The organism is Sphingomonas sp. URJC2, assembly GCF_059803575.1.
This window is the reverse complement of sequence record NZ_JAPFGX010000001.1, coordinates 114,875-129,333: the sequence shown is the minus strand read 5'-3', so window position 1 is coordinate 129,333 and position 14,459 is coordinate 114,875. Positions and strand designations below refer to the sequence as shown.

15 protein-coding genes are annotated in these 14,459 nt (G+C 66.9%); 7 read left to right on the top strand and 8 right to left on the bottom strand.

The window, feature by feature from the left end; all coding sequences use genetic code 11:
- Positions 1 to 22 precede the first annotated feature (22 nt).
- From frr to rpsB, 4 genes are all read right to left on the bottom strand, one after another.
- Positions 23 to 580 (bottom strand): ribosome recycling factor, encoded by a 558-nt coding sequence (frr, locus tag OPU66_RS00615; RefSeq protein WP_498551787.1) that lies wholly within the window; start codon positions 578 to 580, stop codon positions 23 to 25.
- A 3-nt stretch (positions 581 to 583) separates the two neighbouring features.
- Positions 584 to 1,309 carry a UMP kinase gene (gene pyrH / locus OPU66_RS00610; protein WP_498551661.1) on the bottom strand — a complete coding sequence of 242 codons (726 nt, stop codon included), beginning with the start codon at positions 1,307 to 1,309 and terminating at the stop codon, positions 584 to 586.
- Between the two features lie 178 nt (positions 1,310 to 1,487).
- The gene (gene tsf, locus OPU66_RS00605; protein WP_498551786.1) at positions 1,488 to 2,426 is read right to left on the bottom strand and encodes a translation elongation factor Ts; all 939 of its coding nucleotides are present in this window, start codon (positions 2,424 to 2,426) and stop codon (positions 1,488 to 1,490) included.
- Positions 2,427 to 2,550: 124 nt separating this feature from the next.
- A complete protein-coding gene (gene rpsB, locus OPU66_RS00600) occupies positions 2,551 to 3,318 on the bottom strand; it encodes a 30S ribosomal protein S2 (protein ID WP_498551660.1) in 768 nt (255 codons plus the stop codon).
- A gap of 178 nt (positions 3,319 to 3,496) precedes the next feature.
- On the opposite strand from rpsB, the gene OPU66_RS00595 reads away from it, so the two are divergent.
- On the top strand, positions 3,497 to 3,754 hold the full coding sequence (locus tag OPU66_RS00595; RefSeq protein ID WP_498551659.1) for a hypothetical protein: 258 nt from the start codon (positions 3,497 to 3,499) through the stop codon (positions 3,752 to 3,754).
- Here the strand turns inward: OPU66_RS00595 and OPU66_RS00590 are convergent.
- Together OPU66_RS00590 and OPU66_RS00585 are read right to left on the bottom strand one after the other, a co-directional pair.
- Entirely contained in the window at positions 3,705 to 4,484 is a 780-nt protein-coding gene (locus OPU66_RS00590; RefSeq protein WP_498551658.1) for a CDP-alcohol phosphatidyltransferase family protein, read from the bottom strand. The genes OPU66_RS00595 and OPU66_RS00590 overlap by 50 nt on opposite strands.
- A complete protein-coding gene (locus OPU66_RS00585) occupies positions 4,481 to 5,215 on the bottom strand; it encodes a phosphatidylserine decarboxylase (RefSeq protein WP_498551657.1) in 735 nt (244 codons plus the stop codon). The genes OPU66_RS00590 and OPU66_RS00585 overlap by 4 nt, the downstream gene beginning before the upstream one ends.
- Before the next feature lie 168 nt (positions 5,216 to 5,383).
- On the opposite strand from OPU66_RS00585, the gene OPU66_RS00580 reads away from it, so the two are divergent.
- Together OPU66_RS00580 and OPU66_RS00575 are read left to right on the top strand one after the other, a co-directional pair.
- Positions 5,384 to 6,604: an NADP-dependent isocitrate dehydrogenase gene (locus OPU66_RS00580; protein WP_498551656.1), complete on the top strand. Its 1,221-nt coding sequence runs from the start codon at positions 5,384 to 5,386 to the stop codon at positions 6,602 to 6,604.
- Between the two features lie 64 nt (positions 6,605 to 6,668).
- Positions 6,669 to 8,498: a cation:proton antiporter domain-containing protein gene (locus tag OPU66_RS00575; protein ID WP_498551655.1), complete on the top strand. Its 1,830-nt coding sequence runs from the start codon at positions 6,669 to 6,671 to the stop codon at positions 8,496 to 8,498.
- Here the strand turns inward: OPU66_RS00575 and OPU66_RS00570 are convergent.
- A complete protein-coding gene (locus OPU66_RS00570; RefSeq protein ID WP_498551654.1) occupies positions 8,483 to 9,052 on the bottom strand; it encodes a PEPxxWA-CTERM sorting domain-containing protein in 570 nt (189 codons plus the stop codon). The genes OPU66_RS00575 and OPU66_RS00570 overlap by 16 nt on opposite strands.
- Positions 9,053 to 9,296: 244 nt before the next feature.
- On the opposite strand from OPU66_RS00570, the gene acnA reads away from it, so the two are divergent.
- Genes acnA through OPU66_RS00555 form a run of 3 tightly spaced genes read left to right on the top strand, consistent with a single transcriptional unit; the run spans position 9,297 to position 12,684 of the window.
- Positions 9,297 to 11,957, top strand: coding sequence for an aconitate hydratase AcnA (gene acnA, locus OPU66_RS00565; RefSeq protein ID WP_498551653.1), 2,661 nt, complete (start codon positions 9,297 to 9,299; stop codon positions 11,955 to 11,957).
- Positions 11,957 to 12,424 (top strand): HIT family protein, encoded by a 468-nt coding sequence (locus OPU66_RS00560; RefSeq protein WP_498551652.1) that lies wholly within the window; start codon positions 11,957 to 11,959, stop codon positions 12,422 to 12,424. The genes acnA and OPU66_RS00560 overlap by 1 nt, the downstream gene beginning before the upstream one ends.
- A complete protein-coding gene (locus tag OPU66_RS00555) occupies positions 12,421 to 12,684 on the top strand; it encodes a CBU_0592 family membrane protein (RefSeq protein WP_498551651.1) in 264 nt (87 codons plus the stop codon). Before OPU66_RS00560 ends, OPU66_RS00555 begins: the two co-directional genes overlap by 4 nt.
- Here the strand turns inward: OPU66_RS00555 and ygfZ are convergent.
- The gene (gene ygfZ / locus OPU66_RS00550) at positions 12,641 to 13,351 is read right to left on the bottom strand and encodes a CAF17-like 4Fe-4S cluster assembly/insertion protein YgfZ (RefSeq protein WP_498551650.1); all 711 of its coding nucleotides are present in this window, start codon (positions 13,349 to 13,351) and stop codon (positions 12,641 to 12,643) included. The genes OPU66_RS00555 and ygfZ overlap by 44 nt on opposite strands.
- A gap of 23 nt (positions 13,352 to 13,374) precedes the next feature.
- On the opposite strand from ygfZ, the gene pyrC reads away from it, so the two are divergent.
- On the top strand, positions 13,375 to 14,454 hold the full coding sequence (gene pyrC, locus OPU66_RS00545) for a dihydroorotase (RefSeq protein ID WP_498551649.1): 1,080 nt from the start codon (positions 13,375 to 13,377) through the stop codon (positions 14,452 to 14,454).
- Positions 14,455 to 14,459 lie beyond the last annotated feature (5 nt).

Here is a 14,459-nt window from a genome sequence, read left to right as displayed (position 1 = left end):
GACAGGGGGGCGCCCTGACCGGTCACTTGCCGAGGATTTCCTTTTCCTTCGCCTGTGCGGCGGCGTCGATCTCGGCGATCGTCGCATCGGTCATCTTCTGCACGTCGGTTTCGGCGCGCTTGCGCTCGTCCTCGCTCAGGCCGTTCTTCTTTTCGTCGGTCTTGAGCGCGTCCATCCCGTCGCGGCGCACATTGCGCACCGCGATGCGCGCCTTTTCGGCATATTGGCCGGCAAGCTTGGCCAGCTCGCGGCGGCGCTCTTCGGTCAGGTCGGGGATCGGCAGGCGCAGCGTCTGCCCATCGACAATGGGGTTGAGGCCAAGCCCCGCCGAACGGATGGCCTTGTCCACCGGCCCGACATTGGTCCGGTCCCACACCTGCACCGACAGCATGCGCGGTTCGGGCGCGGACACGGTTGCGACCTGATTGAGCGGCATGTTCGCGCCATAGACCTCGACCTGCACCGGATCGAGCAGCGACGTCGATGCGCGGCCCGTGCGCAGACCGGTCAGATCATGCTTCAGCGCTTCGACCGCGCCGTGCATGCGCCGTTCCAGATCGGCCTTGTCATAAGCGGGCATCACTCAAGCTCCTTCGTTCTGAACGATCGTGGCCACGCCCTCACCGCGCAGCACCTGGGCCAGATTGCCCTGTTCGCGGATGTTGAACACCACGATCGGGATGTCATTGTCGCGGCACAGCGCGATGGCGCTGGCGTCCATGACCTTCAGGTCGTCCGACAACACCTTGCTGAACGCCACGGTTTCATAACGGGTCGCGCCGGCGACCTTTTTCGGATCGGCGTCGTAAACGCCATCGACCGATGTGCCCTTGAACAGCGCGTCGCAGTTCATTTCGGCCGCACGCAGCGCAGCCCCGCTGTCGGTGGTGAAGAACGGGCTGCCGACGCCGGCGGCGAAGATCACGATCCGGCCCTTTTCCAGATGACGCTGGGCGCGGCGGCGGATGTACGGCTCGCACACCGATGCCATCGGGATGGCGGACTGGACGCGGGTGTCGACGCCGATCTGCTCAAGCGCATTCTGCAGCGCGAGCGCGTTCATCACCGTCGCCAGCATGCCCATATAATCGGCGGTCGCGCGTTCAAAGCCCTTGGCGGCGGCGGCCAGGCCGCGAAAGATATTGCCCCCGCCGACGACGACGCAGATCTCGTGCCCTGCCTCTTTGGCGGCGGCGATCTCGCCGGCAACGCGGGCGACAGTGTCGGGATCGATGCCGAACTGGCCCGGCCCCATCAGCACCTCGCCGGACAGCTTCAGGAGAACACGGTTGAAGCGCGGGCGGGTCATGGTCGGTCCGATCGGGTTCGGTTCGGTGTGGCGCGCGACCTTAGTGGCGGCGGCGCGGAAATCCAAGCGTGTCGGGCGGGCAGCGCCGCGCCCCTCAAGCCACCGGATTGGGAAAGGGGCGATGGCCTCGCCCGTCCGGTGACAACCGGGCCGGCTTGTCGCCGGCCCGGCATCATCGTCAGGCCGACTTCAGCCCGGCGGTCGCGGCGACTTCGGCGGCGAAGTCGCTCTGCTGCTTCTCAATGCCTTCGCCCAGCTGGAAGCGGACGAAATCCTTGATCGCGATCGACCCGCCAGCGGCCTTGGCTTCGGCGGCGACCACGTCCTGAACCGGCGTCTTGCCGTCGATCACGAACGCCTGGGTGAGCAGCGCATTTTCCTTGCGGAACTTCTCGACCGGGCCGTTGATGATCTTCTCGGCCACTTCCGGCGGCTTGCCGGCGATCTTGTCGGCGGCCTTTTCACGGGCGATGGCCGCTTCACGCTCGATCAGCGCCGGATCGATCAGGTCGCCGGTCAGCGCCAGGGGATAGGCGGCGGCGATGTGCATCGCCAGCTGCTTGCCAAGCGCCTCGATGCGGTCGACCGGGGCATTGCCCTCGAGCGCGACGAGCACGCCGATCTTGCCCAGGCCCGGCGCGGCGGCGTTGTGCACATAGGACACGACGGCACCTTCGCTCACTTCGAGCACGCGGGCGCGGCGCAGCGACTGATTCTCGCCGATTGTGGCGATGTTGGCGGTCAGCGCGTCCTGCACGCTGCCACCGGCCGGCATGGCGGCGGCGAGCAGCGCCTCGACGCTTTCACCGGTGCCGAGCGCGATCTGGGTGACGTCGCGCACGAACGACTGGAACTGATCGTTCTTGGCGACGAAATCGGTTTCCGAGTTGACCTCGACAACCGCACCGCGCGTGCCCGACACGGCAACGCCGACCAGACCTTCAGCGGCCGTGCGCCCGGCCTTCTTGGCAGCCGCGGCGAGGCCCTTGGTGCGCAGCCAGTCGATGGCGGCTTCGATATCACCACCGGTTTCGTTGAGCGCCTTTTTGCAGTCCATCATGCCGGCACCGGAGCGCTCGCGCAGCTCCTTGACCGTTGCAGCCGTAATCTCCGCCATCATCTGGCTCCTTCCTGGCTTGGGTTTGGCCCAGCGGCGCTCCGCGCTCTGCCGGGCAGCTGTGACAAAATCGGGAAACTGGCGCGGGCGACGATCAATCGCCGCCCGCGCCCGTCAATCGGCCTCAGGCGGCCGCGTCTTCGCCGAGCACTTCCTCGGCCGGCGGCGTGTCCATCGCGCCGAGATCGACGCCGCGCTGCGCGGCACCGGCCTGACCACCACGGGTCGCGGCCTGGGCAATCGCCTCGCAATAGAGGCGGATCGCGCGGCTGGCATCGTCATTGCCCGGCACCGGGAAGGCGATGCCGTCGGGCGAGACGTTCGAATCGAGGATCGCGACGACCGGAATGCCGAGCGTGTTGGCTTCCTTGATCGCCAGCTCTTCCTTGTTGGCGTCGATCACGAACATGACATCGGGAATGCCGCCCATGTCGCGGATGCCGCCCAGCGACAGCTCGAACTTGTCGCGCTCGCGGGTCAGCTGCAGCACTTCCTTCTTGGTCAGGCCGTGCGTGTCGCCCGCCAGCTGCTCTTCCAGCGCCTTGAAGCGCTTGATCGAGTTCGAAATCGTCTTCCAGTTGGTGAGCATGCCGCCCAGCCAGCGATGGTTGACATAATGCTGGCCGGCGCGGCGCGCGGCCTCGGCAATCGGCTCCTGCGCCTGACGCTTGGTGCCGACGAACAGCACCTTGCCGCCGGCCGCGACCGTCTGGCTGACAAAGTCGAGCGCGCGCGCGAACAGCGGCACGGTCTGCGACAGGTCGAGGATGTGAACGCCGTTCCGCTCGCCGTAGATGTACGGCTTCATCTTCGGATTCCAGCGATGCGTCTGATGGCCGAAATGCGCGCCGGCTTCGATAAGCGCCTGAAGGGAGACGGTGGGAACCGCCATGGTCTTTCTCCTACCCGGTTGAACCTCTGAGTGCCTGGAACCGGGTTGCCCCGGCACCGGTATGTACGGCGCTCATGTGGAATGGGCGGCGCATTAGCCGCGCCGGACAGGAAATGCAAGGGTTGACAACGCCGGAACAAAGAACGAACAAGAGCCAACGGAACAAATGGAGGCCAAGATGCTCGCCCTCGCCGCCAACCTGACTGTCGCCCATGTGATTGCCGCGTTCGTCTTTTCGCTGATGCTGGCCGGGGGGCTTGGCCTCATCGCCGCGCTCGTGCTGCGCGATCTGCCGCGCATCCGCGCTGCGCTGGCCCCGTTGCATGTTCCGGCCGTTGCCGTCGACCGTTCTCCGGCCAAGCCGGCGTTGCGGCGGGCTCAGCCGCTCACTCAGGCCGGGCCGCTGCGGGCGTCGCGGCTTGCCGCTGCCGCCTGACCCGCGCGTAGGAACGGATGCTGAACGGGATCAGCGCCAGATAGAGCGCGGTGATGACGGTGAGCGTGACCCACGGGTCAGACACCAGCGCCCCGCCGAGCAGCGCGACTCCGGCAATCGCCTCCAGCCTGATGCCGCGGCGCAGGCGCAGCGACGACCAGCTGTAAGTGGCGACGTTCGAGATCATCAGAAACGCGACAATGCCGGTCCAGGGCGCGACCAGCCAGGGCTCGCGCAGCACCGCTTCGCCGGACCAGAGCCAGATATAGACCGGCAGCAGGGTCAGCCCTGCCCCGGCCGGGGCGGGCACGCCGGTGAGGAAGCCGGCGGATTTGTGCGGCTGTTCGACCGCGTCGATCTGGGCGTTGAACCGGGCCAGCCGCAGCGCGCAGCACACCGCATGGGCAAGCGCGAAGATCCAGCCATATTTGGGCATCGCCTGCAGCGACCAGAGATAGAGGATGATCGCCGGCGAGACGCCAAAGGCGATGACGTCGGACAGGGAATCGAGTTCGGCCCCGAACCGGCTTTCGCCTTTGAGCAACCGGGCGATGCGCCCGTCCAGCCCGTCCAGCACGCCGGCGACGATGATCGCGCCCAGCGCCCGGTCCCATTCGCCGCCAATGGCGAAGCGCACGCCCGACAGCCCCATGCACAGCGCCAGCGCGGTGACGGCATTGGGCGCAACAGCGCGCAGCGAGATCCCGCGCAGGGGGCGGCGCGCTATCATTGCGGCAGGCCCGCTCCCGCTTCGGCCTCGCCCAGCCGGGCGATCACGGTTTCCCCCGCAATGGTGCGCTGGCCGAGCGCGACACGCGGTGCGGTGCCGGCGGGCAGATAGACGTCGACGCGGCTGCCGAAGCGGATCAGCCCGACGCGCTCGCCCCGCCCCACCCGGTCGCCCGGCTTGACGAACGGCACGATGCGCCGCGCGACCAGCCCGGCAATCTGGGTGAAGCCGATGGGCGTGCCGTCATCGGCCTCGACCAGGAAATGCTGGCGCTCATTGTCCTCGCTCGCCTTGTCGAGATCGGCATTGAGGAATTTGCCCGGAATATAAACGACCTGACGGATCAGGCCCGCCACCGGCGCGCGGTTGATGTGGACATCGAACACGCTCATGAAAATCGACACGCGCACCATCGGCGCATCGCCCAGCCCGTCCGGCCCGGCCAGCTCGCGCGGCGGCGGCACCTGCTGGATGAGGGTGATCAGCCCGTCGGCCGGCGCGATCACCAGCCCCTCGCCCTGCGGCACGCTGCGCACGGGATCGCGGAAAAAGGCCGCGACCCAGATGGTGATGCCGGCCATCGGCCAGGCGAGCGTTTCCCATGCCATCAGCGCAAAGCCCAGCGTGATGAGCGCGGCGATCAGGACGAACTTGCGCCCTTCGGGATGGACGGCAGGGAAACGCCACTTGACGGTTGTGGTGGCGGCGGGCGGGGTATCGAGAGAAGCCATGCCCCAGCGTCTAGGCCGGTCGGCGCGCAATCTCAACGCCGGATGGCGTTGCCCGGAGGTGCTTGCGGCCATCGCCCCCCTCGCCCATCCCCCCTCGCCATCCCACAGTTGATCGCGCGGCGCGGCTTGCCTAAGGGCGGGGCAAACGAAACCACAGGATGATTGCCGATGGCCAAGATCAAGGTGAAAACGCCCGTTGTCGAACTCGATGGCGACGAGATGACCCGCATCATCTGGGCGTGGATCCGTGAACGGCTGATCCTGCCCTATCTCGATATCGACCTCGAATATTACGACCTGGGCATCGAGAAACGCGACGAGACGGACGACAAGATCACCGTCGAATCCGCCCGCGCGATCAAGAAGTACGGCGTCGGCGTGAAGTGCGCGACCATCACCCCCGACGAGGCGCGGGTGAAGGAGTTCGGCCTCAAGAAGATGTGGAAGTCGCCCAACGGGACGATTCGCAACATTCTGGGCGGCGTCGTGTTCCGCGAGCCGATCGTGATCAAGAACGTCCCGCGGCTGGTGCCGGGCTGGACCGATCCCATCGTCGTCGGCCGCCACGCGTTCGGCGACCAGTATCGCGCGACCGATTTCCGCGTCCCCGGCCCCGGCAAGCTGCGGCTGGTGTTCGAGGGCGAGGATGGCCAGACGATCGACGAGGAAGTGTTCCAGTTCCCGTCCTCGGGCGTCGCGATGGCGATGTACAATCTGGACGACTCGATCCGCGATTTCGCCCGCGCGTCGCTCAACTACGGCATCCTGCGCGAATGGCCGGTCTATCTGTCGACCAAGAACACGATCATGAAGGCCTATGACGGGCGCTTCAAGGATATCTTCCAGGAAGTTTACGAGAACGAATTCAAGGCTCAGTTCGAGAAGCTTGGCATTGTTTACGAACATCGCCTGATCGACGACATGGTCGCCTCCGCGCTCAAGTGGAGCGGCAAGTTCGTCTGGGCCTGCAAGAATTACGATGGCGACGTTCAGTCGGATTCGGTCGCCCAGGGCTTTGGCTCGCTCGGGCTGATGACCTCGGTGCTGCTGTCGCCCGACGGCAAGACCGTGGAGGCCGAGGCCGCGCACGGCACCGTCACCCGGCATTACCGGATGCACCAGCAGGGCAAGGCGACTTCGACCAACCCGATCGCGTCGATTTTCGCCTGGACCGGCGGCCTCAAATATCGCGGCCGGTTCGACGGCACGCCCGATGTGACGCGTTTTGCCGAAACGCTTGAACGGGTGTGCATCGAGACGGTCGAAAGCGGTCAGATGACCAAGGACCTCGCGATCCTGATCGGCCCGGACCAGCCCTGGATGACCACCGAGCAGTTCTTCGAGGCGATCCGCGCCAATCTGGAAAAGGCGATGGCCAACTGGGCCTGACCTGATTTCAGCCTTTGCGCGCCGGGGGGTGATTTCGACGTCACTTCCCGGCTAAACTGCCGCCATGGCGATCAATCTGGCGAGCAGCGGTTTTTCCGATGCACTTGTGATCCTGGGCGCGGCGGGGCTTGTCATCCCCGCCTTCGCCCGGTTCCGCATCAACCCGGTGATCGGGTTCATCCTTGTCGGCGCGCTGGTCGGCCCGTTCGGCCTTGGCCAGCTCGTCGCCAGCCATCCCTGGCTCTATTATTTTACCATCTCCGAGCCTGAGGCGATCGAGCCTTTTGCCGAGTTCGGGGTCATCCTGCTGCTGTTTTCCATCGGGCTGGAACTTTCGTTCCGGCGCCTGTGGGGGATGCGCGCGCTGGTGTTCGGCGTCGGCGTGGCGGAGCTGTTCGGGTCGGGCGCGCTGATCGGCACCGGGCTGTGGCTGATCGGGATGCAGCCGGCCGCCGCCTTCGGGCTTGGCGTAGCGCTCGCGCTGTCGTCAACCGCGCTCGTGCTGCCGATGGTCGGCACCAAAAGCGCGATTGGCCGACCCGCTTTTGCGATGCTGCTGCTTGAGGATGTGGCGCTGGTGCCGATCATCTTCGTGCTGAGCGCGATCGGCTCGCGCGCGGGCGATGCGATGTCGGACCTGGCGCAGACACTGGCGCTGGGCAGTGCTGCGATCCTTGCCCTTGTCGTGGGCGGCCGGGTGGTGCTGCCGCGCATGTTCGCCCAGGCCGCGCGCACCAAAAGTCCCGAGCTGTTCCTGGCAGCCAGCCTGCTGGTCGTGATCGCCGCGAGCCTTGCGACCAGCGCCGCCGGCCTGTCGCCCATCGTCGGCGCGCTGATCGCCGGGCTGATCATCGCCGAGACCGAATATCGCGGCGAAGTCGAATCGATCACGGCACCGTTCAAGGGGCTGGCGCTGGGCGTGTTCCTGATCACCGTGGGTATGAGCCTGGATCCCGCCGCCTTGATCGCCAGCTGGCCGGAACTCACGCTGGCGCTGATCAGCGTGATGCTGGTCAAGGCCCTGATGACCGGGGTGCTGCTGCGGCTTGCCGCAATCAATCGCGGCGCGGCGGTCCAGACTGCGGTGCTGATGGCTTCGCCGTCGGAGACGACGCTGATCGTCCTCGCCGCGGCATCGCAGGCGGGCCTGATCGCAGCCGGCGATGCCGCTTTCTGGCAGACCGTCACCGCGCTGGGGCTGACGCTTACCCCGCTGCTCGCCCGGCTCGGTCGCGATCTTGGCCGCCGGATCGAGCGGCTGGCGGACATGGACATCGGCGACGACAGCCCCGGCGGCACGGTGATCATCGGATTCGGCCGGGTCGGCCAGATGGTGGCCGACATGCTGAAAGTGCATGGCAAGCCGTTCGTGGCGGTGGAATCGGATATCGACACCGTCGCAGCTGCAAGGCGCGACGGCTATCCGGTGCTGTTCGGCGATGCCAGCCGACCCGACATGGTCGACCGGCTGCGCCTCGGCCACGCCCAGGCGCTGATCCTGACGATGGATGATCCGGTGCTGAGCGTGCAGCTGACGCGGCGGGTGCGCGGCTGGGTGCCGGGGCTGACCATCGTCGCGCGCGCCCGCGACGCCGATCACGCCGCCGAACTCTACAAGGCCGGGGCGACCGATGCGGTGCCTGAAACGCTCGAAAGCTCGCTCCAGCTGTCGGAGGCGGTGCTTGTCGATCTCGGCGTCGCGGTCGGCCCGGTCATCGCCTCGATCCACGAGAAGCGCGACGAGCTGCGCCGGCAGATCAAGCAGGCAGGCCAGCTGGAGCGCGAGCCGCGCATGGCGCGCACTCGGCTTCAGGACCTGAACGAGAAAAAGAGTGACGCAGCGGGCCGGACGGATATTCCGCCCGGCCCGGCGCTGGATCAGGCGAGCGTGTAGGCGACGCGGCGGCGGCGCAGGCCATAGCCGGCGGCACCGAACCCGATCACCATCATCGCCCAGGTCGCCGGCTCAGGCACTTCGGCGATGGTGATGCGGTAATTGTCGAACGGCCGCGGGCCGCTGTTCTGCGCGGTCGTCGAGATGTCGAACGTGCCGAGGCGGAAAACCGGCAGGTTCTGGCTGCGCGGCAGCGACGAGTTGAAGCTGGTGTTGGTGATCAGCGTGGTGTTGATCACGCGGAAATTGCCGAAAGGCAGCGCGCCCAGCATCAGCCCGCCCTGCTGCCGGCTGGTGAACACCGTCAGCCCGGTCGACAGCGTGCCGTTGCCGACGCCCGGCACGTCACGATAGGTCACCTGGATCCCCGAGGTGTAGCGCACGCTGTCCGCCAGCACGATGTCCGGCGCGCGCGTGGTGTCGAGCGTGAAGCTGAAATCGCCGCGATCATCGCCCCCGACATTGGTGATCGTGAAGATCAGCGTGGCGGCATCGGCCGGCGCCGCGGCAGCAATCGCAATGGCCGCGGTGGCGGCCAGAAACAGTTTCTTCATCCTATATTACCCCTTTGCGCGATGACGTGGCAGGCGGCCATGCCGACCGGTCAGGCACGAGCGGGTAGTTAACACAGGCTTCAGATATGTGACAAAGGCGTGATTGGCGGCCGGTTTTGCCCGGCCGTGCCGCAATGGCACATTTCGCGCCCTTTTCGAGCTTGACCGGGCTTGCTAGGAGCGCCGGGATTTTCAGCGAAACGCGGCCAGGACCACTGGCCCCAGACAAAAGAGGACACGCCCCATGACCGCTGTCGGCCAGGACACGCTCTCCACCCGCTCCGTGCTTGAGGTGGGCGGCAAGCGCTATGCCTATTACTCCATCGCCAAGGCGGCGGCGAAGGTCGGCGATGTGTCGCGCCTGCCCTTTTCGATGAAGGTGCTGTTTGAAAACCTGATCCGCTTCGAAGACGGCGTCACCGTGACGGTCGAGGACGTGCAGGCGCTGGCCGACTGGCAGCGCGAGCGCCGTTCGGACCGCGAGATCCAGTATCGCCCGGCGCGCGTGCTGATGCAGGATTTCACCGGCGTGCCCTGCGTCGTCGATCTGGCGGCGATGCGCGATGCGATGAACCGGCTGGGCGGCGACGCGCAGAAGATCAACCCGCTGGTCCCGGTCGATCTGGTCATCGACCATTCGGTGATGGTCGACGAGTTCGGCAATCCCAAGGCGTTCGAACAGAATGTCGACCTTGAATATCAGCGCAACATGGAACGCTATGAGTTCCTGAAATGGGGGTCCAAGGCGCTCGACAATTTCCGCGTCGTGCCGCCGGGCACCGGCATCTGCCATCAGGTGAACCTTGAATATCTGGCCCGCGCCGTCTGGTCGTCGGCCGATGCGGCGGGCGAGACGGTCGCCTATCCCGACACGCTGGTCGGCACCGACAGCCACACCACGATGGTGAACGGCCTGGGTGTGCTTGGCTGGGGCGTGGGCGGCATCGAGGCGGAAGCCGCGATGCTCGGCCAGCCGGTGTCGATGCTGATCCCCGAAGTCGTCGGTTTCCGCCTCACCGGCACTCTCGCCGAAGGCATCACCGCGACCGATCTGGTGCTCACCGTCACCCAGATGCTGCGCAAGAAGGGCGTGGTCGGCCGCTTTGTCGAGTTTTACGGCCCCGGCCTCGACGCGCTCAGCCTTGCCGACCGCGCGACCATCGCCAACATGGCCCCCGAATATGGCGCGACCTGCGGCTTCTTCCCGGTCGACGCGCAGACGCTCGACTATATGCGCCTCACGGGCCGTCCCGAAGAAACCATCGCGCTCACCGAAGCTTATGCCAAGGCGCAGGGCATGTGGCGCGATGCCGGCTCGCCGGATCCGGTGTTCACCGACACGCTCGAACTCGACATGGGCAGCGTGCAGCCCTCGCTCGCCGGGCCGAAGCGGCCGCAGGACCGGGTGTCGCTGGGCGAAGTCGATAATGTGTTCAACGCATCGGTCGAGGGCCGGGCTGCCGGCCGCCACGCGGTCGACGGCACCGATCATGGCATTGCCGATGGCGATGTCGTGATCGCCGCGATCACCAGCTGCACCAACACCTCCAACCCCTCGGTGCTGGTCGCCGCCGGCCTCGTCGCCCGCAAGGCGCGCGAAAAGGGCCTGACCCGCAAGCCCTGGGTCAAGACCAGCCTCGCCCCCGGCAGCCAGGTGGTCACCGACTATCTGGAAAAATCGGGGCTGCAGGCCGATCTCGACGCCATTGGCTTCAACCTTGTCGGCTATGGCTGCACGACCTGCATCGGCAATTCCGGCCCGCTGCCGGCACCGATCAGCAAGTCGATCAACGACAATGACGTGGTCGCCGCCTCGGTCCTGTCGGGCAACCGCAATTTCGAAGGCCGGGTGTCGCCCGATGTGCGCGCCAACTTCCTCGCCTCGCCGCCGCTGGTCGTCGCCTATGCGCTCAAGGGCACGGTGCGCGACGACATGGTGACGACGCCGATCGGCACGGGCAGCGACGGCCAGGACGTCTATCTGAAGGACATCTGGCCCTCGAACGCCGAAGTCCGCGCGCTGATGGATGCCAGCGTCACCCGCGACATGTTCGCGTCGCGCTATGCCAATGTGTTCGACGGCGATGTGAAGTGGCGCGGCATCAATGTCGAAGGCTCCGACACCTATGCGTGGCGCGCCGGTTCGACCTATGTCGCCAACCCGCCCTATTTCGAGGGCATGGGCATGACGCCGGCCCCGGTTGCCGACATCGTCGATGCCAAGCCGCTGGCGATCCTGGGTGATTCGATCACCACCGACCACATTTCGCCGGCCGGTTCGATCAAGGCCGACAGCCCGGCGGGCCGTTACCTGATGGAGCATCAGGTCGCCCGCGCCGACTTCAACTCCTATGGCGCGCGTCGCGGCAACCATGAGGTGATGATGCGCGGCACCTTCGCCAATATCCGCATCCGCAACGAAATGGTGCCGGGCGTCGAAGGCGGCATGACCAGCTATCAGGGCGAAGTCATGGCGATTTACGACGCGGCGATGCGCCACAAGGCCGATGGCACGGCGCTGGTCGTCGTTGCCGGCAAGGAATATGGCACCGGCTCGTCGCGCGACTGGGCGGCCAAGGGCACCAACCTGCTCGGCGTCCGCGTCGTCATCGCCGAAAGCTTCGAGCGCATTCACCGCTCGAACCTCGTCGGCATGGGCGTGCTGCCGCTCCAGTTCGCCGATGGCGTCGACCGCAAGACGCTGCGCCTCGACGGCACGGAAACCTTCACCATCACCAATGTCGCCGGGCTGAAGCCGCGTCAGGACGTTGAGGTGACGCTGCGCCGTGCCGATGGCAGCACCGAGACGTTCGCGACCCGGTGCCGGATCGATACGGTGAACGAGCTGGACTATTTCCTGAACGGTGGCATCCTGCCCTACGTGCTGCGGAAACTCGCTTCGTGATGATGCTGGCCGGACTGGCCATGGCGGCGGCAGCGGCGAGTGCGCCGCTGCCCGTCGCCCTGCCCGCCCCGCTGCTTGATCCGGCCAATCCGTTTTCCTGCCTGTTGCGCGCCGATGGCGGGCGGGCGGTGATCGCCGCATCGGCGGAGGCGCTGATCGCGCTGCCGCCGGCGGCGACTGCGCCGGGCCAGGCGCTCGTTATCCCGCGTCAGGCGGTGGCACGGATCGAGGATCTGCCCGAACCGGTGCGCATGGCGCTCTACCGCGCGGCGGAGGCGACCGGCCGGGCACAGCAGGCGGCATTCGGTGCCACCGGCTTTACCGTCGTTGCGGCGGTGGCCGGCACTGGCCCGGGCCGCAGCTTTCCCGCCCATCTGCACATCGTCCCCCGTTATGACGGGGCCGGCCCTGCCGATGCGCAGGGCCATGCCGGCGCGCAGCGGCTGAAGGCATCGCTCGGCTGGTGACACCGATCTGGGTCGAGATTGCGGGCTGGGGCGGCGCGCTCCTGATCCTTGTCGCGTACGGCCTGCTGACCGCGGGGCGGATCGCGGCGGCCAGCCCGGCCTATCAGGCGATGAACCTGGCCGGGGCGGTGGGCTTCATCGTCAACAGCGGCTGGAACGGGGCGATCCCGTCGGCCGCGCTCAACGTGATCTGGGCCGGGATCGCGCTCGTCGCGCTCATCCGGTTGCGGCGAAGGCTGGGGCCAGCCAATCGGGAATGAAGGCGTCGTCGCCCGGTGCCTCGACCCGGCGGCGGTCGAACACCGGGCCGTCCGGCCCGTCGACGCGCAGCAGCCGCCGCGATACCTTCTGGCGGTAGTTCATCCGGGCGGTATTCTCCTGCCCGACATAACAGCCCTTGGTGAAGCTGACCCCGTCCAGCTCGGCGGCATTGGTTTCAAGCCACAAGGTCCGGTCCTGGCCAAGATCGCCAATCCCTTCCGGCACGCCGAGCGACAGGCGGTGCGCCGCCCAGCGCGCATCCGCACCCGTCTCTGCCGCCTCACCCGTCTCCGCCCGCTCCAGCCAGCGCCGGCCGAGCGCGGCCAGCCGGGGATCGGCCACGCCCCGCTCGCCATCCGCCGCCCAGTGGACGGCGACGCCCGGATCGATGGCGATGTCGATCCGCCGCCGCAGCCGGTAGATTGACAGGCGGCGCACCAGCGCCTCGGCCGCCGCCGCTTCGCAATCGATCAGAATGTCCGCGCCGTCCGCCCACAGGATGAAATCGAACAGCGCCTTGCCCTGCGGCGTCAGCAGCCCGGCATAACGCGGCGCATCGGCGGTGACGCGGCGCACATCCTGGGTGACGAGTCCTTGCAGGAAATCGCGCACCTCATCGCCCGCAAGGCGGATGATCGCGCGGCCGATAAGGGTGGTTTGGGCCATGCGCACCAGTTAAGGAGGCCGACATGGAAAAGGAAGAGCATCGCCCCGCCCCCGCCGGTTCCGCTGCCATCGACCGGCTCACGATCCGCCGGCCCGATGACTGGCATGTCCATCTGCGCGACGGCGACATGCTCGCCTCGGTCGCGCCCTATACGGCACGACAGTTTGCGCGTGCGATCGTGATGCCCAATCTGAAGCCGCCGATCACCACCGTCGCGGCGGCCGCGGCCTATCGCGACCGCATTCTCGCCGCGCTGCCGCCGGGGACCGATTTCACCCCGCTGATGACCTATTACATGATCAACGACGCCGATCCGGACGAGATCGCGCACGGCTTTGAAACCGGCGTGCTGACCGCGTGCAAGCTCTATCCCGCGCATGCGACGACCAACTCGGCGCACGGCGTCACCGATGTCCGCAACATCTATCCGGCGCTGGAGGCGATGCAGCGCATCGGCATGCCGCTTCTGATCCATGGCGAGGTGACCGACGCCGATATCGACATTTTCGACCGCGAGGCGGCGTTCATCGATTCGGTGCTCACCGGGCTGGTGCAGGATTTCCCGGCGCTGCGGATCGTGTTTGAACATATCACCACCGCCGATGCGGTCGATTTCGTCGCCGATGGCGGGCCGAACATCGCCGCCACGATCACACCCCAGCATCTGATCATCAACCGCAACGCGATGTTCGCGGGCGGCATCCGCCCCCATGCCTATTGCCTGCCGGTCGCCAAGCGCGAGCGGCACCGGCTGGCGCTGCGCCGGGCGGCGACCTCCGGCTCGCCCAAATATTTCCTCGGCACCGACAGCGCGCCGCACGAAATCCATGCCAAGGAAAGCAGCTGCGGCTGTGCGGGCATTTTCAACGCCCCCTATGCGCTCGAAAGCTATGCGACGGTGTTCGAAGAGGAAGGCGCGCTCGACCGGCTGGAGGGCTTTGCCTCCGAACACGGCCCGCGTTTCTATGGCCTGCCGCTCAATGAAGGGCGGATCACGCTGGAACGCGCGCCGCAGACGGTGCCGGACAGCGTGCCGGCCGGCGGCACCCATGTCGTCCCCTTCCATGCCGGCGAAACGCTGCGCTGGCGGTTTGTCGGCTGACGACA